The following is a 20,509-nucleotide window of genomic DNA, read 5'->3' as shown; positions in this document are numbered from 1 at the left end:
TGTGATCGACAGCTTAGCGCTTGGACGCGTCAACATAGGGACGTTCGCCTGGGCCTGTATAAAGCTGGCGTGGGCGACCGATACGTTGGGCGGGGTCCTTGATCATTTCATTCCACTGCGCGATCCAGCCGACAGTCCGTGACACAGCAAACAGAACAGTAAACATAGAGGTTGGGAAGCCCATAGCTTTGAGGATGATTCCCGAATAGAAATCTACATTTGGATATAGCTTTTTATCGATAAAATACTGATCCTTAAGAGCGATATCTTCAAGTTCCATAGCAAGTTCTAACAGCGGGTCTTGAACGCCTAATTTGCCAAGTACATCATGACATGCCTTACGCAGAACCTTGGCGCGTGGATCAAAATTCTTATAGACACGGTGGCCGAAACCGAATAGCCGGAACGGGTCATTTTTATCCCGGGCTTTGGCAATATATTCAGGAATATTATCCTTATGCCCAATTTCGTTTAGCATATTTAGAACCGCTTCATTAGCCCCGCCATGCGCTGGTCCCCATAAAGATGCGATACCAGCTGCGATACAGGCAAACGGATTAGCCCCTGATGATCCTGCCAGGCGTACTGTAGAGGTTGACGCATTTTGTTCATGATCCGCATGCAGGATGAAAATCTTGTCCATCGCATCGGCCAGAATAGGGTCAACGACATAGGGTTCGGCAGGTACCGAAAAGCACATATGCAGAAAGTTCTCGGCATAGGACAGCTGGTTATTCGGATAATTGAATGGCTGACCTTGCGAATATTTATACGCCATTGCTGCCAAAGTTGGCATTTTGGCGATCAGGCGGCGTGATGCCACCATCCGCTGTTGCGGGTCGTGAATATCGGTCGAGTCATGATAGAAAGCTGATAAAGCGCCAACAACCCCGCACATGATGGCCATCGGATGCGCGTCACGCCGGAACCCGCGCAGAAAGGTCGAAAGCTGTTCATGCACCATTGTATGCCGGGTGATTGCTGTATCAAATGAGGCTTTAACGTCTGCGCTTGGTAATTCTCCTTCTAGTAGCAGATAGGCAACTTCCAGAAAATCGGATTTATCGGCAAGCTCGTCAATCGAATAACCACGATGCAGAAGCACACCCTTATCACCATCTATATAGGTCAGGCCAGACACGCATGATCCGGTTGCGCCATAGCCAGGGTCAAAGGTAAACATGCCAGTTTCGGCATAAAGCTGGCGAATATCGATGACATCAGGGCCGATTGATCCTTTATGGACAGGTAAATGTGTAACCTTGCCGGTTTCATTATCGGTGAGGGTGATCGATTTGCCGGCGCTTGAATTGTCAGCCATAATGTTATCCTTAAAGACGTTTCACGAACCACAATAGGCGCAGTAAATGCGCATGACTCTTATTGGGGGCGAGATGCTTTAATAGCGCAAATAACCTTTATTTGCAAGCCTCTGCAACCCGCGCACGCACTTCATCAGCCCCTAAAGTAGCTATCACGTCGATGATAGAGGGGGACTGTTGCATTCCTGTGACAGCGGCACGTAATGGCAAACCAATATCCTTCATTTTCAGATTGTTTTGATCCAACCAGTCCTTGATATTCTGCTTTAACGCCTCCAGCTCCCAGTCGCTATCGGCCAGATCCTGCATCAATCTGGAAATATTCTCTTTTGCCGTAACTGTTAGTAATGCCTGCGCGTCATCGCTGATCACTGGTGCCCCGTCATGCAGCAGAAAACCGATAGCATTGCCAATATCCAGATGTGTTTTGGCGCGTTCACGCAACAAAGGCAGTAATGTCATCACTCTGGCTTCGGCATCTGGGCTTGACGCATTCGTCATCGACAGCACCTGCCTGACCAACTCTTCCGGAGCCATATGGCGCAGATAATGTGCATTCATGTCATATAGCTTATCGATATCAAAACGCGATGGCGCGCGTCCAACCTTATCGAGGCTAAACCACTTAACGGCGTTCTCGCGTGAGATGATTTCGTCATCGCCATGGCCCCAGCCAAGACGCAGCAGGTAATTGACCATAGCGTCGGCCAGAAAGCCCATATCCCGATAGGCATCAACGCCCAACGCACCATGCCGTTTTGATAATTTGGCCCCATCGGCGCCGTGGATTAGGGGAATATGGGCAAAAATCGGTACATCCCATCCCATGCCGTGATAGACCATATATTGCCGGAACGCGTTATTCAGATGGTCATCACCACGGATTACATGTGTCACGCCCATATCATGATCATCTACGACCACAGCCAGCATATAGGTCGGGGTGCCATCAGCGCGCAGAATCACCATATCGTCAAGCATGCTATTTTGCACGGTCACCGAGCCCTGAACCGCATCATCAATGGTTGTTGCACCATCATCAGGCATTTTCATCCGCACAACATAGGGCATATCCGTTGGGGCGTCAGTGCGGTCACGCCAAGGCGAGCGCACTGTTGTGCCATTTTTGCTGGCCTCTTCGCGAATGGTGGTCAGTTCGTCAGCCGTCAGATAGCAACGATAGGCCGCCCCACGTTCGATCAACGTTTTGGCCACCTCGACATGACGCGGTGCTTGCGCAGATTGGCTAACCGCAGGCGCATCCCCGCCAAGTCCTAGCCACGCAAGCCCATCATGAATTGCCTTGATCGCATCTTCGGTTGATCTTTGCCGGTCGGTATCTTCGATCCGTAATAAATAGGTGCCGCCATGATGACGTGCGAATAACCAGTTGAATAAAGCAGTACGTGCGCCACCAACATGCAGATATCCGGTGGGTGAAGGGGCAAAACGGGTAACAACATTCATAATTTATTAAGGCCTTTCCGGTTAGGTTTATCCTTAAGGAGCAGGGTAGATGGCGCTAAAATCTGGTTCAATGCGGAAAATGCACCTATTTGACGGCCTTATCAAGCCGGAAAAAAGAGCGTTATTCTATGCCGCCTGTCTTATCACAGCCATTGCGCTTTTTCACCATCATGAAATCACTAATCCGCAATTTGTTTTCACCCTCGCCATGCTTGCGCTGGGGCTTTGGCTAGGCCTATATGCCGTCACCAGATCAGCTATGCTGACGGGCTTTTCGGTACGTTGTTTGGTGACCGCTATAGTTGGCATTGCCGCCGCTAGTTTGCAGATCATGCTACATCCGCCGCAATCGCTGGATAGGGGGATCACTATTACCAGCAGTGGCACCGTGACTGCGATTGATGGCACCATGGATCGCCGGATCAGACTATGGATCGCACTTGACCATCCAAATAGGGAATTATCGGTGGGGCGGCACCCGCTTATCCGCATTTCAACAGACCGGGTATCCTCACTGCCGACCATAGGTGATCATATCGCCTTCTCCGCGCGCCTTTATCCATCACCAACACCGATATTGCCGCGCAGTCCCGATTACGCCCTACAGGCGCAGATCCGCAATGTCTCAGCCAGTGGCTTTGTGATTGGCGATCTGCAACATGATGGCGGCCAACGAGATAGTCTGGCGGATCGGTTGGGACGGTTCCGGAATCAATTTGCTTTGCAGCTATCTAGGGATATGAACAAGCCTGCAGGCGGTATTGCCGCCGCATTGATGGTCGGTGATCGTCGTTTTATCAGCGAGGCAACCTATGAAACATTCCGTAAATCCGGATTGGCGCATTTGCTGGCCATTTCGGGCTTGCATATGGGGCTGTTATGTTTTGGGGTGATTGCCGCAGTACGGGCATTGGCCAGTCTGGCTCCCTCTTTTTCAATGCGTGTGCCCGTGCATAAATATGCCGCCGTGGCTGGTGTGATAACCGGGCTTGGTTATGTATTTGTCTCAGGCGCATCGATCAGCGCGGTGCGCGCCTTTATCATGGCGCTATTTGTCATTTCGGCCATTCTGCTTGATCGGCTTGCTCTCACATTACGTAATGTGGCTTTGACAGCTATGTTTGTTCTGATTCTTAATCCGGCAGCGCTTTATACAGCTAGCTTTCAGCTATCTTTTGCCGCGACCATGGCTTTGGTTGCCTGGTATGAATTTTATGCCACACGTCCGCGCTTGATCTCGGCTTCGCGTAACCCGGTATTGGCCTATATAGGGGGTGTCATCATCGCGTCACTGATTGCCTCAACCGCAACCGCGCCATTTACAGCGCAACATTTTGGTGCGGTAACCCCATGGGGGGTGATGGCGAATATAGTGGGTATTCCATTAACGGGGTTATGGATTATGCCCAGCGGCATTCTGGTTGTCATTGGCTATATGACAGGGCTTGAAGCTTATGTGAATGGTATCATGCAGGCTGGAATAGACCTGCTAGTGAGTTTGGCTGGATATATATCATCTTTGCCGTGGGCGGGATGGCGGATTTATCCACCCGGTTATATGGCGCTGGCAATTTTATCGGCTGGGTGTTTGGTATGTATCGGATGCCATCATCGGGCCTATCCGTTTGGTCTGTCATTGCTGGTTCTGGCGGTGGCTCTATGGTGGCGCACAGAAATCCCACAGGGCGTTTTATTTGCCAAAGGGCAAACACGCTTCTTGATCATGGCGGGTCAGGATGGGATCGCCCATAGCCACAGCTCGCAAAATCATCGCCGTTTATCCTCCTTTTTTACCGATATTGCCGAACGACAGTTGGCTCGTCCTGTACATCCGGCGACAATGTGCAAACCATACTGTATTGATTACATGGCTGACGGGCGCAAAGTGACGATCGTTGATCGCAGATATAATTTGACCACTGCCTGCCAAAGTCAAACTGACATAATCCTGTCGCTTGTGCCCGTCAAATACCCATGCAGAAACAATGTAAAAATCTATGATATGACTTTACATTATGGATATAATAGTCTGATTTACATTAATAATAATGAATCAGTTTATATCTCTAATAATTCCGTATCAAACCAGCGAGTTTGCCCTGTACCTCAACAGCATCCGTGCTGAAATAGCGGGTTTCATATTGTGGGTTTGCCGCTTCCAGACCAATCCGGCCAGGCTCTTTCAGCAATGTTTTCAGCGTCGCTTCCTGTTTGTTGATCAGGGCAACGATGATTTCACCATGACTGGCTGTATTTGCGCGTTCGATCACCACCGTATCACCCTCAAGAATACCGGCATCAATCATCGAATCCCCCACAATTTCGAGGGCAAAATGTTCGCCATTGCCGATCATGCTTGCCGGTACTTCAAGCTGTCTTGTCGGATCGCTCAAAGCTTCAATTGGTGTTCCCGCCGCAATGCGACCAAGGAAGGGTAACGCAATGATGTCTGCGGCCGCCGCAACAGCATTTGCCATAGCTGATGGTTCGCCAGCAGGACGTAAAATTTCGATAGCACGGGCTCGGTTAGGTAAGCGCCTTATATAGCCGCGTTCCTCAAGTCCCGATACCAGCCGATGAATGCCCGATTTTGACGCAAGGCCTAATGCGTTTCGCATTTCATCGAAAGAAGGGGGTACATCATGCGTAGCTAGATGCGTTGTTAGATAGTCCAGAAGCTCGCTTTGTTTGCGTGTTAACATGGCTTTGATCCTTGCTGTTCACATTTGTTCTCTAAATGTTCTAGCAATGTTCTGGGCCTTTGGCAATAGGCAGGATAAATGAATTAATGCGAAACTCAGAACAGGCGGGGGATTGGCAGAACCGTAACCTGATCGCCAGCATGTCGGGCGGGATCAAAAGGCGGACGCATAATCAGAACATCGGCATTGGCCAGCACTGACAACATCGAACTATCCTGTAAACTGGCCGGTGTCACAATCGCCCTACCAGCCGCATCATAGGCAAGGGTCGCTCGCAAATATTCCTGACGTTTGTCATTGTCCCGCAAATCAGATGCCAGCATCGCATGAAAAGTCATGTCTTGATGATGCCGTCCTTGCATATGCGCCATTGCTGGTGCCAGAAATATCATCGCGCAAATGGCCGATGACACTGGGTTGCCGGGCAATCCCAAAAGCGGAATATTACGAATCTTGCCAAAAATGACCGGTTTGCCCGGGCGCATGGCAATTTTCCAGAAATCTATCTGGGTTTGATTAACCGTATCAACCTTTTGATTGGCACCATCCAGATCACCAGCTATATGATCATGAACGCCCACTGACGCGCCGCCACTGGTCACAATCAAATCAAGCTCAGCATGTGCTTCCAGCGCCTCTGCCAAAGCCCCAGCCGCATCACGCGCAATGCCCAGATTAATAGGGATACCCCCATTCATCTCGACAAAATCTGCCAGATATTGGGCATTGGAGCTGACAATCTGGCCTTTGGCGGGTGTCGTGCCGGGTGGCACCAGTTCGTCACCTGTTGATAAAATGCCAATGCGGGGCTGTTTATATACCTCAAGTTCAATATGTCCTGCTGACAGGCACAGGCTGATAGCACGGGCTGATAGATGCTGTCCGGCATCAAGTACAGGCGTATCCTTTTCCATATCCAGCCCTTTACGGCGAATATGTTTGCCAGCCGGATTGCCGCTTTTGATTGTGATTGTAATGCCGTTTTCTTCTGACATGGCATCGACATCTTCTTGCAGAATAATCACATCGGCATCATCGGGCACCTTTGCGCCGGTGAAAATACGTACCGCTTCACCCCGAGCAACTTTGCCGGTAAAGGGATGACCAGCCGCCGACTCACCGCATCGCGTCAGGCGCGCTGGTAAGGTTTTTACATCTTCACCACGCACCGCATATCCATCCATTGCCGATAGATCAAAGGCTGGCACCGATGCCTTGGCATATACTGGCGCGGCTAACGTGCGCCCCAATGCGGAACCATATGACACCTTTTCGGTTGCAGTTCTGCCAAGTCCGTCAAGAATACGCTGCTTTGCCTCGGCAACAGCAAGCAGAGGAGGGCGGTTGTCATCTGCGTGTTTGTTACGGGGCATCATATTGTCCGGATTTACCGCCTGATTTATGCGTCAGCCGGATATCGGCAATCTGCATACCACGATCAACCGATTTACACATATCATAGATGGTGAGTGCGGTAACACTCACCGCTGTCAATGCTTCCATCTCGACGCCGGTCTGGCCGGACAGTCGGCAGGTAGCGGTAATGTCGACTGCATTACGGTCATGGTTGATTGTCAGTTCGACCGCCACATGATCCAGTCCAAGCGGGTGACATAGCGGAATCAGACTGGCTGTCTGTTTTGCGCCCATAATACCGGCAAGTTGGGCAATACCCATCACATCACCTTTTTTGGCGGTGCCATCTTCGATCATCGCCAGGGTTTCGGGTTGCATCATCACACAGCCCTTGGCAACAGCCACCCTTGTAGTTGCTGGCTTGTTGCCAACATCAACCATATGTGGGGCACCTTTATCGTCAAAATGGGTGAATTTTGACATTTCAACCTCGTTTCATGCAGTTATGAGCTGACTAACCAGCCGCAACCGGATTATCTAAAATAGCGGCAGTCGCGGCCGCAACATCATCGGCACGCATCAGCGACTCACCAATTAAAAAACACCGTGCCCCAGATTTTGCCATACGCGCCAGATCAGCTGGTGCAAATAAACCGCTTTCGGCAACGGCAATGTGGTCATCTGGCAAAAGCGGCAACATGGCGGCACCAACATCAAGCGAAATGTCCATGGTTTTGAGATTACGGTTATTAATGCCCATCAATGGTGACTTTAGCTTACAGGCGCGGTCAAGCTCACTGGCATCATGCACTTCGATCAGCACATCCATGCCGTAATCAAGCGCACAGGCTTCAAGCTCCAATGCCTGTTCATCGTCAAGCGCGGCCATAATCAGCAGAATACAATCCGCGCCAAGCGCGCGTGACTCGGCGATTTGCACCGGATCAATCATGAAATCTTTACGCAGTACTGGCAGATTTACAGCATTGCGCGCCGCCACCAGATATTCAGACGCGCCTTGAAACCATTTCCGGTCGGTCAGCACCGAAAGGCAGGTCGCGCCGCCTTCCTCATAGGCTCTTGCCAAAGTTTCGGGGTCAAAATCGGCACGGATAAGCCCCTTTGATGGGGATGCTTTCTTCAGTTCGGCAATCAGGCCGTAACCGGTTTTTGAGGCGGCTTTAAGCGCATTGGTAAACCCCCGCACAGGCGAGGCCGCATGCGCCGCCTTGTCAATATCGCTAAAACTGCTTGTGGCAAATAACGTGGCGATTTCAGTGCGCTTTGTATCGATAATCTGGGCTAGAACGTCCTGCATGGTCAATCTCCGCTATTGGTGATACGAACAAGCGCGTCTAGCGCCGCTGTGGCATGTCCAGTATCAATCGAATGGCGTGCCCGTTCGGCGCCTGTTTTCAGATCAGTCTCATGCCCACCCGCTACAAGCGCAACGGCGGCATTCATTATCACGATATCACGATAGGCACCTGTTGCGCCATCAAGTAAGGCACGCAGGTGGTCGGCATTTTCTTCCGGGCTACCGCCACGAAGATCATCCAGACTGGCAGTAGAAATGCCAAAATCATCTGGTGAAATGGTGAATTCACGCACTGTGCCATGTTCGAGTGCCGCCACATGCGTCACCCCTGTCGTGGTCACTTCATCAAGACCATCGGAGCCATGCACGACCCAGGCATGTGTGGTGCCAAGCTGTGCCAGCGCATGCGCAAAAGGCGTGCACCATGCCTTGTCAAATACGCCGATCATGATGCGCTTGACCAACGCCGGATTGGCGAGGGGACCAAGCAGATTAAAAATGGTTCGGATCCCAAGTTCGGCGCGGACAGGGCCAACATGGCGCATCGCGGCATGGTGGCGGGGTGCCATTAAAAAACAGATATTAGTTGAATAAAGCGCTTTAGTGACAAGTGAGATATCACAATCAAGCTTGATATTCAGACAGGACAACACGTCAGCCGCACCACTTTTCGATGAAACAGCTTTATTGCCATGCTTGGCCACAGGCACTCCGCATCCCGCCACAACAAAGGCGGTGGCGGTAGATATGTTATAGGTGCCGATGCCATCACCACCAGTGCCGACAATATCCATGGTGCCATCGGGGGCGTCGATCGTCAGTGCCTTTTCGCGCATCACCGAAGCCGCGGCGGCGATATCCTCAACACGTTCACCGCGCATTTTCAACGCGATCAGGAACGCCGAAATACGGACTGGCGACACGTCACCTTCCATAATCTGGTTAAAGCAATCGCGGATTGTTGCCGGCGTCGGCATTGCGCCGCTGATAAGCTCATCTATCGCGGTTTTCATAATGTCAGATTTCAATATATCGGGCATGATTTACCTGTATGGACTTGCCAAGTTGCTGAACTATATGTGGCTCGTCCCGCTTTTGCAAGAAACCCACGTCATATATAGGGCTCCGTCATATATGGAGTTTGTGACTCTGCGCCATATCTTTTTTGAAAGAATGGCCATTTTAAAAAATGTTTCACGTGAAACATTTCGTGAACAAACTTGAATCGGACAGCTTATATCTTGTGCGCTTTTATGTTGGGCGATTTGATTTTTATCGCGCAGGATATTGGGCAATCGGATTTGGCAATCGGGTTAAAGCTGATCACAATCCTTGTAATCCTGTACGGCGCATTTCAGTGCCATGGCCTGGGCTGTGGCGATCTGTTTGCGGGTCATGCGGACTTCAAGACGTTCAAACAAACCATCGGTTTTTTCATAACCTTGCCCCCGTGCTAGATTACCCCACATATACGCAAGCACATCATCCTGTGATACGCCTTCACCATTGGCATACATCACGCCAAGATCATATTGCCCCGCCGCATGTCCTTGCATGGCGGCACGGCGAAACCAGCGTAAAGCTTCAACATAATTCTTTGGCACGCCTAGGCCATATACATACATAATGCCAAGATTATGTTGTGCCATGTCATACCCCTGATTAGCGGCGAGGTTATACCATTTAAAGGCCAAACTGTGATCCCGTGCTACACCTTTTCCAAGATGAAACATCACCCCAAGATTATTTTGTGCTGCGGCATCACCTCGTTCAGCTAGAGGACGAAATTCGGCTAGGGCGGTGGTATAATCGCCAGCGTTATAGGCGCGTACGCCCTTATCCAGATCAGCCGCCATTACGGGTGGTGAAAACAACAGAGGCGCTAGCAACAGGGATGACATTAACAGGCACCGCAACATCATCAAGACGCGCAGGTGCGATATGCAACGCCATATGTAAATTGGCACTATCATCCGCCAATAATACCAGAGGGGTGGTTAAAATTCCGTTATCAATTGGGCTGTTTCGCTCTGCTATGGGCTTTGCAGTTGGCGGTTCTAAAGGCTGGGAGTGCCGGGGTAGCTGTTCTGCATCTAATAGTAAAATTTGCTCATATTATAGCTAAATTTGAAATGATATTCCTTTAGGGCTTGTTGACAGGGCGACTCGCGCATGTTTTTATTCCTTATCGCCGATTTAATATCAACTTGCGGGCGATTCATAAATACGGCTAAAGCGTGATCCGGATGTCCTGACGATTTGATGTCAGCAATAAACGCCCGCTTTTAGCCGAGGCGTTTTTTAGGTTACGGCACTTTTCTTTTAATGCCGCTTTGGTTGGTGCTTCTGGATTTTGCCCAGATGTCATCAGCCTTTCGGGTCGGATCCTGTTTCGGCCATCCTTGTGAGCTGACCTCTCTTAAAACGGGTTGGGTATTTGATTCTAGCTTGTGTGCCCTGACATGTCGTCGAAAACACTAAAGAGGAGACAAAAATGTCTAATTCTGAAAATCAGCCTACATCTACACCTGTTCTGCATCCTGAAACCGCCGCGTTGCATGCTGGCTTCCGTCAGGATCCAGCAACCAATGCTGTGGCAGTGCCGATCTATCAAACGACATCCTATGAATTTGGCTCAACCGATCATGCGGCCAATCTGTTTGGCCTTGCCGAACTGGGTAATATCTATACGCGGATCATGAACCCGACAACGGATGTGCTGGAAAAACGCGTGGCCGCAATCGAAGGCGGTGTCGCGGCACTGGCGGTGGCGTCAGGGCAGGTGGCTTCGGCCTATGCGATCCAGAATCTGGCGGTTGCCGGTGACAATATCGTCAGTTCAACCGATATTTATGGCGGGACATGGAATCTGTTCAAAAACACCTTTGCCCAGCAAGGTATCGAGGTGCGGTTTGTCGATCCGTCAAAGCCAGAAAATTTCGCGGCGGCGACAGATGAGCGCACGCGTGCCTATTATGCCGAAACCCTGCCTAATCCGAAGCTGGAAGTGTTTCCAATTCAGGAAGTGGCCGATATTGGCCGGCCTCTGGGTATCCCGTTGATCGTCGATAATACGGCAGCGCCCTTGCTGGCCCGACCATTCGATCATGGCGCGGCGATTGTTGTCCATTCCCTGACCAAATATATTGGCGGGCATGGCACATCGATTGGCGGCATTATCATTGATGGTGGTAATTTCGACTGGGGGGCGTTCCCCGCACGTCAACCAGCCCTGAATCAGCCTGATCCGTCTTATCATGGTGCGGTCTGGGTCGAGGCGGCCAAGCCATTGGGGCCGATTGCCTATGTTCTGAAAGCACGCGTTACATTGTTGCGCGATCTGGGCGCACCGCTTAGCCCATTTAATGCGTTCCAGCTTATTCAGGGGCTTGAAACCCTGCCATTGCGGATCCGCGAACATAGCAAGAATGCCAGCGCGGTAGCTGATTTCCTTGATAGCTATCCGGGCATTGCCAAGGTCAATTATCCGCGGTTGCAGGATGCCGAGCCAGCGCGCCGTGCCTATCAGTATCTGAAAGGTGGCTATGGCGGCCTGGTCGGGTTTGAACTGGAAGGTGGTCTGGAAGCAGGTAAAGCCTTTGTCGATGCGCTGGAGCTGTTCCATCATGTCGCCAATATCGGTGATGCCCGTTCGCTGGTCATTCATCCAGCGTCAACAACGCATTCGCAACTGACCCCAGAAGAACAGGAAGCGGCTGGCGTCAATCAGGGCTATATCCGCCTGTCGATCGGGATCGAGCATATTGATGATATCATTGCCGATCTGGAACAGGCGCTGGAAAAAGCGACCAAGGGCGCGCGCAAGGCGGCCTAGGACGCATAGAATATATAATATGAATTGATGAGGGGCGTGGAGATGATCCGCGCCCCTTTGCGGTTGCAGGTGATGATTTTAAGCGTGCATCTGGCCTTAAGCGTGCATCTGGTCGGGGAAGCGTTGATCGAGACGCAGGATTTGTGTTTCCAGTGCCGCCAATGTGTCCTCATCAGGCAGGTCATGCCCGCAGATTTTCAGAAAATTGCCCAGAATACGGTATCCCGCCACCGAAGCAATGGATTCGGGATGGAACTGGACGCCGTGCAATTCAGCCTGACAATGCGATAGCCCCATGATCGCCCCCGCCGCCGTGCGCGCGGTCACGGTCAATTCATCAGGCAAGGTCGCTTCATCAACCACGAGTGAATGATATCTGGTAACCGGAAAGTCTTCAGGGCAATTGGCGAAAATGTCGGTGACAACGGCGTTACTATAGGTGCGCTTGACCATTGATAATTTGCCATGAACCGGCGGATCAACGCGCATGATCGACGCGCCAAAGGCAACGGCAAGCGCTTGATGCCCAAGACAAACGCCAAGCAGGGGGATTTTGCCTTTTGCCGCACGTATCAGGTCAATGGTGATGCCAGCATCATCAGGCGTGCCCGGGCCAGGCGAGACGATAATGCCCTGCGGCGCGCGCGTGATGATATCGTCAGCCGTGGCCGCGTCATTGCGGATGATCTCGACCCTGGCACCAAGGTCAGACAGGAAATGCCAAAGGTTCCAAGTGAAACTGTCGTAATTATCAATGAGGATGAACATGATGGTGCTTTACATTATCTGCTGGGTTTAGTTTGCTCTTGTAAAAAGCGCGTTTTTTTCAGTAAGAAAGTCCCAATGAACTCCTGCACAAACGTTAGGGTCAAGGTGGTCACAAATTATTACTTTTTGAATACCGCTTTGAGCATTAGCAGGCTGAACAAAACCACTTGTAAACGGTGTTGTCGCAATCGCTAATGCTATTAAACTTAAACCAATCAATGTCGCTTTTGGTGTGGTCAGGTTTTGCATTATTTTTCTCCTTGAATCGCCTTTCCGCTAAATAGCACAGTGGATAGGGCCAATGCCGAGTTTAAAACATTAAACAATGTTTTGTTAGAACCATCCAAAGATACTGTAACTTTTGATAAGCTTGCTAATTGGCAACGTGACATTGCTACGGATGCACGAGACCTTAAGGTTCTGTCACTTTAAGTAGCATAGACATGATCGCGGTAAAAGCAATCTGGAGTCAAATTTATGCAGGCAGGGTCAAAATATATGTGGTAAAATAAAACCACATAATTAACTTACTGTATTTAAACGATTATATAATTAATACAATATATTTTTTGTTTGACGAGGTGACTGTATCGCCCTATAACCGCAACAGTTTCGCAGATGAGCCAGTAAAGATGAACTGGTCTGTCTGTATCATTCTAAAATTGGAGATTGTTTTATGCCTTTGCCAAGGACATATGTTGCAACACCCAAAGACATCGAAAAGAACTGGTTCGTTGTCGATGCGCAGGATCTGGTTCTGGGACGTCTTGCGTCTTTGATCGCCTTGCGTGTTCGGGGTAAGCACAAGCCGACTTATACACCTAATATGGATTGCGGCGATCATATCATCGTTGTGAATGCCGAAAAGGTGAAGCTGACGGGTAATAAGCGTTCGCAAAAGACCTATTACTGGCACACCGGCTATCCGGGCGGTATCAAGGAACGTACAGCCGACAAAATTCTTGATGGCCGTTTTCCGACCCGTGTTGTCGAAAAAGCTGTCGAGCGCATGATCCCACGTGGCCCGCTTGGGCGCCAGGCGATGCGTAACCTGCATATCTATGCTGGCCCGTCGCATCCGCATGAAGCACAGCAGCCAGCGGTACTCGATATCGCCAGCATGAACGAAAAGAATAAGAGGTAGTTATGGCTCAGGAAACGCAAAACGAAGATGAAAAGCCAGTAGCAGAGACCGTTGCTGAAGCCCCATCTACACCCGAAGTAACGTCTGCACCCGAAGCTGTGGGCATGGCCGCGCTTGGTGCGCTTACCGAAGGTGGCACGGCTGATGCCGCGCCTGCCGAAGTTGTCGCCGCACCTGCCGAGCCAAAGATCGATAGTCTTGGCCGTTCATATGCAACTGGTCGCCGGAAAGACGCCTCTGCCCGTGTATGGGTGAAGCGTGGCACCGGTCAGGTGAAAATCAATGGTCGTGACGTCAGCGTTTATTTCGCACGTCCGGTTTTGCAGATGATCCTTGCCCAGCCTTTCGAAACGGTTGAGCGTGTTGGTGAATTTGATGTGTTTGCTACGGTTAAAGGTGGCGGTCTGTCTGGTCAGGCTGGCGCGGTACGCCACGGTATCAGCCGGGCTTTGACCTATTTCGAGCCAGGCCTGCGCCCCGCTTTGAAAGCCGGTGGTTTTCTGACACGTGACTCACGTGTTGTCGAGCGTAAGAAATACGGTAGAGCGAAAGCGCGTAAGAGCTTCCAGTTCTCCAAGCGTTAGGTTTGCCCGTTTCATATTTCGAAAAGGCAGGGATTTTCCCTGCCTTTTTGCTTTTTGTACCTTTTTTATGGGGCAAATTGGTTAATTCCATAAATTGTTGAATAAAAACAATTATGGAGACAGATTTTTACGATGAGTAGTATAATAGTGCGCGAAATGACTTTGGCGGAACATATGCTGGTTGCCGATTACTGGGGCAATGCCAGTGATAGCCATTTATTGGCGCTTGGCGTTGATAAAACAAAATTGCCGTCAAGAGGCCAATGGGTCAAGACACTGACAGATCAGTTTCACACATCATTGTCTGAGCGTCATATGTTCTATCTTGGATGGGAATTTCAGGGTGATCTGGTTGGCCATTCGAATATGTCGCCCTTCACATATGGCAAAACGGGCATGATACATATGCATATCTGGGATGATGCCAATCGCGGGCAGGGCATTGCCAAAAGCTGTCTTGGGCAATCAATTGCCATGTTTTTTGATATTCTGAATTTACAGATGATTATTTGCGAACCTTATGCGCAGAATATAGGGCCAAACAAGGTTTTGCAAAGTCTGGGGTTCCGACCAGTTAAGCGTTATTGGACAACGCCTGGCCCCATTAATCTGCAACAGGAAGTCAACCGCCATGAAATATATAAACAGGAACAGGTGACTCGAAATGTATATACCCGTCCATTTCAATGAAGTGCGTGATAGCGAAATCGAAAAGATCGTAACGTCTTTTCCGCTTGCCACGGTGGTAACGCATGGTGCAGATGGCCTGCTTGCCAACCATATCCCGCTATTACTGGAAACGGATGATGATGGCAATAAATCATTAATCGGACATATCGCCAAAGCCAATGACATGCATGAGATTGTCGCGCAATCTAGCGATGTCATGGTGATCTTTCATGCCGAGGATGCCTATATCAGCCCGAACTGGTATCCATCAAAGGCAGAGCATCATAAGGTCGTGCCGACATGGAATTACCAGATTGTGCATTTTCACGGCACCATCACATTTAGTGATGATGTGAAATTCCTGCGGTCAGTGGTTGGCAAATTGACCAGCCTGTTTGAACAAAGAGTTAATGGTGATAAGGCCTGGAAAATGCGTGATGCGCCGCGTGATTTTCTGGATGAACAGATAGCATCAATTATCGGGTTGCGCATTTCGGTTTCAAGATGTGAAGCCAAGTCAAAAATGAGCCAGAACCGGCCAGTACAGGATAGAGATAATGTGCGGCAGAAGCTGGAAGCGGATAGACCCGTGCTGGCCGATGCAATGGCGCGGATTATGCCGGATGAAGAGAAGTTATGAAGATACGTAAAGCCACTATGGATGATGCCGAAACGTGCGCTGCGATTGCGGTGGCGGCCTATCGGGATTATGTGCCGCTGATGGGGCGGAGGCCAGCGCCGATGCTGGCTGATTATGCGGCGCATATAGCGGATGATATTGTATTTGTTGTCGAGGACAAGGTGGCCGATACCAAAAGTGATAGTGGCAAGCGTGACGATTTTGACATTGTTGGCTTTGCCATAATTGTCAAAAAAGGTGATGATTACTGGCTTGAAAATGTGGCCGTAACGCCGATGGCGGCAGGCAAGGGGCTAGGCAAGCGCATGATGGATTTTATAGAAGATTATCTGCGCCCGCTTTGTGACCGTTATCAGCTTTATACGAATGTTAAGATGGAACGGAATATCAGCTGGTATCATGCGCTTGGCTTTAGCGAAACCTTTCGCGGTGAAGTTGACGGCTATGACCGCGTATATTTCGAAAAGGAGTTTTGAAAATGACCATAACCGGTACGTGTCATTGCGGCGGGGTAGAATTCATAATTCCGTTTGATGGAGAATTTGTTAGCGCCAAGAGATGTGACTGTTCCCTATGCCGTCGCCGCTGGGCGGTCATGGCCTCGGTCAAACTGGACGATCTGAAGATTGTCAAAGGTGAAAAGTTGCTGACGCTGTATCGGTGGAATACAGGTGAAGCAAAACATTATTTCTGTAAAAAATGCGGTATTTATACATTTCATAAGCGCCGCGCTGACCCGACTACTTATGGGGTTAATATTGCCTGTTTTGATATGGTCGATATTCATGCCTTTATGGATGCGAAGATTAGCGATGGTATCAATCATGTCTGTGACAGAAAATAAGCTGATTTTCATAGATCAAAATTGACAAGACAAATTGACAAGACGGGCGGTTATCCGCGACATTCATTACGAACATATTTAGCGGAATCATTTTCATCGATATTGCTGTTTGTTCTTTCGATTACTGCTTGTGAACGGATATTTTATGCCACCGGACTCTTTTGACAAAACGCACGCTTCAGATAAAGGCGCGGATATATCCGGCTGGCAGTTCTGGGTTGACCGTGGGGGCACATTCACCGATGTGGTAGCGCGCAGTCCCGAAGGCGTGCTGGCGACGCATAAATTACTGTCGGAAAATCCGGAAGCCTATGATGATGCCGCGTTGCAGGGGATCCGCGACTTTCTGAATATCGAGAGCAACGACCCGATCCCCGCCAGCCTGATTGATGCGGTGAAAATGGGCACAACGGTCGCCACCAATGCACTGCTGGAGCGCAAGGGTGACCGCACCTTGCTGGTTGTAACAAAGGGTTTCCGTGACCAGATACGTATTGCCTATCAGGCACGTCCGCGGCTGTTTGACCGCAAGATTACCTTGCCTGAAATGCTGTATGAACGCGTGGAAGAAGTTAATGAGCGCATTGATGCCGAGGATAATGTGCTGGTGCCGCTTGATCTGGATGATCTGCGGCCGCGTCTGCAAGCCGCCTATGATGATGGCATCCGGTCGATTGCGATTGTGTTGATGCATGCTTACCGTGTGCCAGGGCATGAGCAAAAGATAGCCAAACTGGCATCAGATATTGGCTTTAGCCAGATTTCGACAAGCCATCAGACCAGCTCGATGATCAAATTTGTCGGGCGCGGCGATACGACGATCGCCGATGCTTATCTGTCGCCGATTTTGCGCCGCTATATCGACCGGATTGCCGAGGCGCTGTCAGATGACGGAAACAGCACCAATTTGCAACTGATGCAATCGAATGGCGGCTTGACAGATTCGAGTCTGTTTCAGGGCAAGGATGCGATTTTGTCAGGGCCGGCTGGGGGGATTGTCGGGGCTGTCAAAACGGCGCAGCAAGCTGGCTTTGACCGGGTGATTACGTTTGATATGGGCGGAACATCAACCGATGTGGCGCATTTTGAAAATGCCTTTGAACGGGTGTTTGAGACTGTTGTAGCTGGCGTGCGGATACATGCGCCAATGCTGTTGATCCATACGGTTGCGGCAGGTGGCGGGTCTTTATGCCAGTTCGATGGCGCGCGTTTTCGGGTGGGGCCGGAAAGCGCTGGTGCCAATCCGGGGCCAGCCTGTTACCGACGCGGCGGCCCGTTGGCGGTCACTGACTGCAATGTGATGCTGGGTAAATTACAACCGCAATTCTTTCCCCCAGTATTTGGCCCGAACCAGAATCAACCGCTTGACGCGGTGCCTGTACGTGCCGGATTTGAAGCGCTGGCAGCACAGGTCAAGGCCAGCACCGGTATGGATCGCTCGCCCGAAGCCATTGCCGATGGGTTTTTGCGTATAGCGGTTGAAAATATGGCGAATGCGATCAAAAAGATATCGGTGCAACGCGGCTATGATGTCACCGAATATACCTTGCAATGTTTTGGCGGGGCTGGTGGACAGCATGCCTGTCAGATCGCCGATAATCTGGGCATGACATCGGTGCTGATTCATCCATTTGCCGGAGTGTTATCAGCCTATGGCATGGGGCTGGCCGATGTAACGGCGATGCGCGAAAGGTCGGTTGAAGCGCATCTGAACACGGAATTGCTTGGCCGTCTTGAAAGTGAGCTGAGCGCATTGGCTACGGATGCCGAAGCCGAGGTGCGGGCGCAGAATATCGCGGCTGAGCGCATGGAAACCAACTGGTTTGTGCATCTGCGCTATGATGGCTCGGATACAGCGTTGGAAGTTCCCTATGATGGCGATATAGACTCGATGACCGTCGCCTATGAGGCCGCCTACAGGTCACGTTTCGGATTTTTGATGTCAGGCAAAGCATTGATCGCGGCCACCATTTCGGTTGAAGCGATTGGTCATACATTTGACTTGCCATCGATCAGCCAACCTATGAGCGCGGATGATCCCCAGCCAGTTGACATCGTTGATGCCTATATGGGGGGTGAATTTGTCAAGGCACCAGTCTTTCAGCGTGACAAGATCGGCGCTGGCAACCGGATCAAAGGTCCCGCTTTGATTATCGAAGCCACTGGCACCAATGTTGTCGAGCCTGGCTGGGAAGCGGAAATGTCCGACATCGGCAATCTGGTGTTGCGGCGTACCGAAGCACGGGCAGAACGCCATGCGATCGGTACTAGCTGTGATCCGGTAATGCTGGAAGTGTTCAATAATCTGTTCATGTCGATTGCCGAACAGATGGGCTATACACTGCAAAACACGGCTTTGTCAGTGAATGTCAAGGAACGGCTTGATTTTTCATGTGCCATTTTTGATGCCACCGGTTCGCTCATTGCCAATGCCCCGCATATGCCGGTGCATCTTGGTTCAATGGGTGAAAGTGTACGCGCGATCATCAATGGTAATGAAGGCAATATCAATCCGGGCGACTCATTTGTTCTGAACAACCCTTATAATGGGGGTACGCATCTTCCGGATATTACTGTCGTTACGCCAGTGTTCAAGGCAGATAAAAGCGATATTCTGTTCTTTGTCGCTTGTCGAGGTCATCACCCAGATGTGGGCGGGCGCACGCCAGGATCAGCGCCGCCAGATTCAGCGCATATCGATGAAGAAGGGGTGCTGATTGATAATTTTAAGATGGTCGATGCCGGTACTTATCGCGAAGCCGAAATGATGGCAATTCTGAAAGAGGCAAAATATCCAGCGCGCAACCCCGAACAGAATATTGCCGATCTGCGGGCACAGCTTGCCGCCAATGAAAAAGGCTTGCAGGAACTAAACAAGATGGTGGTGCAGTTCGGGCTTGATACGGTCATTGCCTATATGGGGCATGTGCAAGACAATGCCGAAGAATCGGTACGCCGCGTGATTGATGTGCTGAGTGATGGCGAATTTACCTATCCGATGGATAATGGGCAGCAGGTCAAAGTCAAGATTTCGATTGATAAAGCGAAACGGTCAGCGGTGGTGGATTTCACCGGCACCAGTCCACAAGGGGCTAACAATTTCAACGCTCCTGCGGCTGTATGCCGTGCCGCAGTATTGTATGTTTTCAGAACGTTAGTAGATGATGATATACCAATGAATGAAGGTTGCCTGAAGCCGGTCAGCATCATTTTACCTGATGATTGCATGCTAAAAGCCCGCTATCCAGCCGCGGTCATCGCCGGCAATGTAGAAACGTCGCAGATTGTTACGGATACGCTGTATGGCGCGCTTGGGGTGATGGCAGCAGCACAAGGTACGATGAATAATTTCATCTATGGCAATGATACGCATCAATATTATGAAACCCTGTGTGGGGGATCTGGCGCAGGCCCTGATTTTGACGGAACGGACGCGGTGCATACGCACATGACCAATAGTCGTCTGACCGATCCGGAAGTGCTTGAATGGCGCTATCCCGTTATTCTGGAAAGTTTTGAAATCAGGGAAAACTCTGGTGGTGTCGGCAAGTATATGGGCGGCAATGGTGTCCGGCGTCGCACACGCTTTCTGGAAGAAATGGAAGCTGTTATCCTTGCTAACCACCGGATTGTACCGCCCTATGGCATGGCAGGCGGTGGGGCAGCGGCTACCGGCGCAAACTGGGTCGAACGCACCGATGGGTCAATCGAGACATTAACGGCTACCGATTTGCGCACAATGAAGCCCGGTGATGTGTTTGTCATTGAAACCCCCGGAGGTGGCGGGTTTGGCAAAAATGACGACGGCTAATCGCACCAGTTATGCTTGCTAGTTTATGACCAATTCGTTAGAAAATGCA

Annotated in this window: 19 protein-coding genes; 9 read left to right on the top strand and 10 right to left on the bottom strand. The window is 50.4% G+C overall.

Annotated features, from left to right (window positions below; genetic code table 11):
* Window positions 1–13: 13 nt before the first annotated feature.
* Together SAR116_RS02605 and gltX are read right to left on the bottom strand one after the other, a co-directional pair.
* Window positions 14–1,321: a citrate synthase gene (locus SAR116_RS02605; protein ID WP_013045376.1), complete on the bottom strand. Its 1,308-nt coding sequence runs from the start codon at window positions 1,319–1,321 to the stop codon at window positions 14–16.
* A gap of 97 nt (window positions 1,322–1,418) precedes the next feature.
* Complete coding sequence (gltX, locus tag SAR116_RS02600; protein WP_013045375.1) at window positions 1,419–2,789, bottom strand: glutamate--tRNA ligase; 1,371 nt, start codon at window positions 2,787–2,789, stop codon at window positions 1,419–1,421.
* Between the two features lie 49 nt (window positions 2,790–2,838).
* Here gltX and SAR116_RS13145 point away from each other — a divergent pair, with 49 nt between their 5' ends.
* Window positions 2,839–4,914 carry a ComEC/Rec2 family competence protein gene (locus SAR116_RS13145; protein WP_013045374.1) on the top strand — a complete coding sequence of 692 codons (2,076 nt, stop codon included), beginning with the start codon at window positions 2,839–2,841 and terminating at the stop codon, window positions 4,912–4,914.
* Here SAR116_RS13145 and lexA read toward each other — a convergent pair.
* The 6 genes from lexA to SAR116_RS02565 all read right to left on the bottom strand — a co-directional run bounded on the left by lexA (window position 4,856) and on the right by SAR116_RS02565 (window position 10,066).
* Window positions 4,856–5,491: a transcriptional repressor LexA gene (gene lexA / locus SAR116_RS02590; protein WP_013045373.1), complete on the bottom strand. Its 636-nt coding sequence runs from the start codon at window positions 5,489–5,491 to the stop codon at window positions 4,856–4,858. The two genes, SAR116_RS13145 and lexA, sit on opposite strands and share 59 nt — an antisense overlap.
* A 95-nt stretch (window positions 5,492–5,586) precedes the next feature.
* Entirely contained in the window at window positions 5,587–6,867 is a 1,281-nt protein-coding gene (locus SAR116_RS02585) for a molybdopterin molybdotransferase MoeA (RefSeq protein ID WP_013045372.1), read from the bottom strand.
* Window positions 6,854–7,330, bottom strand: a complete 477-nt coding sequence (gene moaC / locus SAR116_RS02580; RefSeq protein ID WP_013045371.1) for a cyclic pyranopterin monophosphate synthase MoaC — start codon at window positions 7,328–7,330, stop codon at window positions 6,854–6,856. Before moaC ends, SAR116_RS02585 begins: the two co-directional genes overlap by 14 nt.
* A gap of 31 nt (window positions 7,331–7,361) precedes the next feature.
* Window positions 7,362–8,165 (bottom strand): indole-3-glycerol phosphate synthase TrpC, encoded by an 804-nt coding sequence (trpC, locus tag SAR116_RS02575; RefSeq protein ID WP_013045370.1) that lies wholly within the window; start codon window positions 8,163–8,165, stop codon window positions 7,362–7,364.
* Between the two features lie 2 nt (window positions 8,166–8,167).
* Window positions 8,168–9,205, bottom strand: coding sequence for an anthranilate phosphoribosyltransferase (gene trpD / locus SAR116_RS02570; protein ID WP_013045369.1), 1,038 nt, complete (start codon window positions 9,203–9,205; stop codon window positions 8,168–8,170).
* 273 nt (window positions 9,206–9,478) lie between these two features.
* Window positions 9,479–10,066: a tetratricopeptide repeat protein gene (locus SAR116_RS02565; protein WP_013045368.1), complete on the bottom strand. Its 588-nt coding sequence runs from the start codon at window positions 10,064–10,066 to the stop codon at window positions 9,479–9,481.
* Between the two features lie 593 nt (window positions 10,067–10,659).
* Here SAR116_RS02565 and SAR116_RS02560 point away from each other — a divergent pair.
* Entirely contained in the window at window positions 10,660–12,000 is a 1,341-nt protein-coding gene (locus SAR116_RS02560; protein ID WP_013045367.1) for an O-acetylhomoserine aminocarboxypropyltransferase/cysteine synthase family protein, read from the top strand.
* A 96-nt stretch (window positions 12,001–12,096) separates the two neighbouring features.
* On the opposite strand, the gene SAR116_RS02555 is transcribed toward SAR116_RS02560, so the two are convergent.
* Together SAR116_RS02555 and SAR116_RS02550 are read right to left on the bottom strand one after the other, a co-directional pair.
* Window positions 12,097–12,768: an anthranilate synthase component II gene (locus SAR116_RS02555; RefSeq protein WP_013045366.1), complete on the bottom strand. Its 672-nt coding sequence runs from the start codon at window positions 12,766–12,768 to the stop codon at window positions 12,097–12,099.
* 27 nt (window positions 12,769–12,795) lie between these two features.
* Window positions 12,796–13,017 carry a hypothetical protein gene (locus SAR116_RS02550; RefSeq protein ID WP_041860722.1) on the bottom strand — a complete coding sequence of 74 codons (222 nt, stop codon included), beginning with the start codon at window positions 13,015–13,017 and terminating at the stop codon, window positions 12,796–12,798.
* A 427-nt stretch (window positions 13,018–13,444) separates the two neighbouring features.
* On the opposite strand from SAR116_RS02550, the gene rplM reads away from it, so the two are divergent.
* The 7 genes from rplM to SAR116_RS02515 all read left to right on the top strand — a co-directional run bounded on the left by rplM (window position 13,445) and on the right by SAR116_RS02515 (window position 20,460).
* Window positions 13,445–13,912 carry a 50S ribosomal protein L13 gene (gene rplM, locus SAR116_RS02545; protein ID WP_013045365.1) on the top strand — a complete coding sequence of 156 codons (468 nt, stop codon included), beginning with the start codon at window positions 13,445–13,447 and terminating at the stop codon, window positions 13,910–13,912.
* A 104-nt stretch (window positions 13,913–14,016) separates the two neighbouring features.
* A complete protein-coding gene (rpsI, locus tag SAR116_RS02540; RefSeq protein ID WP_041861074.1) occupies window positions 14,017–14,496 on the top strand; it encodes a 30S ribosomal protein S9 in 480 nt (159 codons plus the stop codon).
* A 132-nt stretch (window positions 14,497–14,628) separates the two neighbouring features.
* Window positions 14,629–15,186 (top strand): GNAT family N-acetyltransferase, encoded by a 558-nt coding sequence (locus tag SAR116_RS02535; RefSeq protein ID WP_013045363.1) that lies wholly within the window; start codon window positions 14,629–14,631, stop codon window positions 15,184–15,186.
* Window positions 15,161–15,805, top strand: coding sequence for an FMN-binding negative transcriptional regulator (locus SAR116_RS02530; RefSeq protein ID WP_013045362.1), 645 nt, complete (start codon window positions 15,161–15,163; stop codon window positions 15,803–15,805). The genes SAR116_RS02535 and SAR116_RS02530 overlap by 26 nt, the downstream gene beginning before the upstream one ends.
* Entirely contained in the window at window positions 15,802–16,281 is a 480-nt protein-coding gene (locus SAR116_RS02525; protein WP_013045361.1) for a GNAT family N-acetyltransferase, read from the top strand. Before SAR116_RS02530 ends, SAR116_RS02525 begins: the two co-directional genes overlap by 4 nt.
* 2 nt (window positions 16,282–16,283) lie before the next feature.
* Window positions 16,284–16,649 (top strand): GFA family protein, encoded by a 366-nt coding sequence (locus tag SAR116_RS02520; protein WP_013045360.1) that lies wholly within the window; start codon window positions 16,284–16,286, stop codon window positions 16,647–16,649.
* Between the two features lie 145 nt (window positions 16,650–16,794).
* Window positions 16,795–20,460, top strand: coding sequence for a hydantoinase B/oxoprolinase family protein (locus SAR116_RS02515; RefSeq protein WP_013045359.1), 3,666 nt, complete (start codon window positions 16,795–16,797; stop codon window positions 20,458–20,460).
* Window positions 20,461–20,509 lie beyond the last annotated feature (49 nt).

Source organism: Candidatus Puniceispirillum marinum IMCC1322 (assembly GCF_000024465.1).
GTDB classification, from domain to species: domain Bacteria; phylum Pseudomonadota; class Alphaproteobacteria; order Puniceispirillales; family Puniceispirillaceae; genus Puniceispirillum; species Puniceispirillum marinum.
This window is presented reverse-complemented; position numbering and strand designations above follow the sequence as displayed.

Coding starts and splice junctions, on each gene's coding strand:
- SAR116_RS02605 (WP_013045376.1), bottom strand. CDS start 1,321: ATGGCTGACAATTCAAGCGCCGGCAAATCGATCACCCTCACCGATAAT.
- gltX (WP_013045375.1), bottom strand. CDS start 2,789: ATGAATGTTGTTACCCGTTTTGCCCCTTCACCCACCGGATATCTGCAT.
- trpC (WP_013045370.1), bottom strand. CDS start 8,165: ATGCAGGACGTTCTAGCCCAGATTATCGATACAAAGCGCACTGAAATC.
- SAR116_RS02525 (WP_013045361.1), top strand. CDS start 15,802: ATGAAGATACGTAAAGCCACTATGGATGATGCCGAAACGTGCGCTGCG.
- rpsI (WP_041861074.1), top strand. CDS start 14,017: ATGGCCGCGCTTGGTGCGCTTACCGAAGGTGGCACGGCTGATGCCGCG.
- SAR116_RS02535 (WP_013045363.1), top strand. CDS start 14,629: ATGAGTAGTATAATAGTGCGCGAAATGACTTTGGCGGAACATATGCTG.
- SAR116_RS02560 (WP_013045367.1), top strand. CDS start 10,660: ATGTCTAATTCTGAAAATCAGCCTACATCTACACCTGTTCTGCATCCT.
- rplM (WP_013045365.1), top strand. CDS start 13,445: ATGCCTTTGCCAAGGACATATGTTGCAACACCCAAAGACATCGAAAAG.
- SAR116_RS02555 (WP_013045366.1), bottom strand. CDS start 12,768: ATGTTCATCCTCATTGATAATTACGACAGTTTCACTTGGAACCTTTGG.
- trpD (WP_013045369.1), bottom strand. CDS start 9,205: ATGCCCGATATATTGAAATCTGACATTATGAAAACCGCGATAGATGAG.
- moaC (WP_013045371.1), bottom strand. CDS start 7,330: ATGTCAAAATTCACCCATTTTGACGATAAAGGTGCCCCACATATGGTT.
- SAR116_RS02585 (WP_013045372.1), bottom strand. CDS start 6,867: ATGATGCCCCGTAACAAACACGCAGATGACAACCGCCCTCCTCTGCTT.
- SAR116_RS13145 (WP_013045374.1), top strand. CDS start 2,839: ATGGCGCTAAAATCTGGTTCAATGCGGAAAATGCACCTATTTGACGGC.
- lexA (WP_013045373.1), bottom strand. CDS start 5,491: ATGTTAACACGCAAACAAAGCGAGCTTCTGGACTATCTAACAACGCAT.
- SAR116_RS02515 (WP_013045359.1), top strand. CDS start 16,795: ATGCCACCGGACTCTTTTGACAAAACGCACGCTTCAGATAAAGGCGCG.
- SAR116_RS02520 (WP_013045360.1), top strand. CDS start 16,284: ATGACCATAACCGGTACGTGTCATTGCGGCGGGGTAGAATTCATAATT.
- SAR116_RS02565 (WP_013045368.1), bottom strand. CDS start 10,066: ATGTCATCCCTGTTGCTAGCGCCTCTGTTGTTTTCACCACCCGTAATG.
- SAR116_RS02530 (WP_013045362.1), top strand. CDS start 15,161: ATGTATATACCCGTCCATTTCAATGAAGTGCGTGATAGCGAAATCGAA.
- SAR116_RS02550 (WP_041860722.1), bottom strand. CDS start 13,017: ATGCAAAACCTGACCACACCAAAAGCGACATTGATTGGTTTAAGTTTA.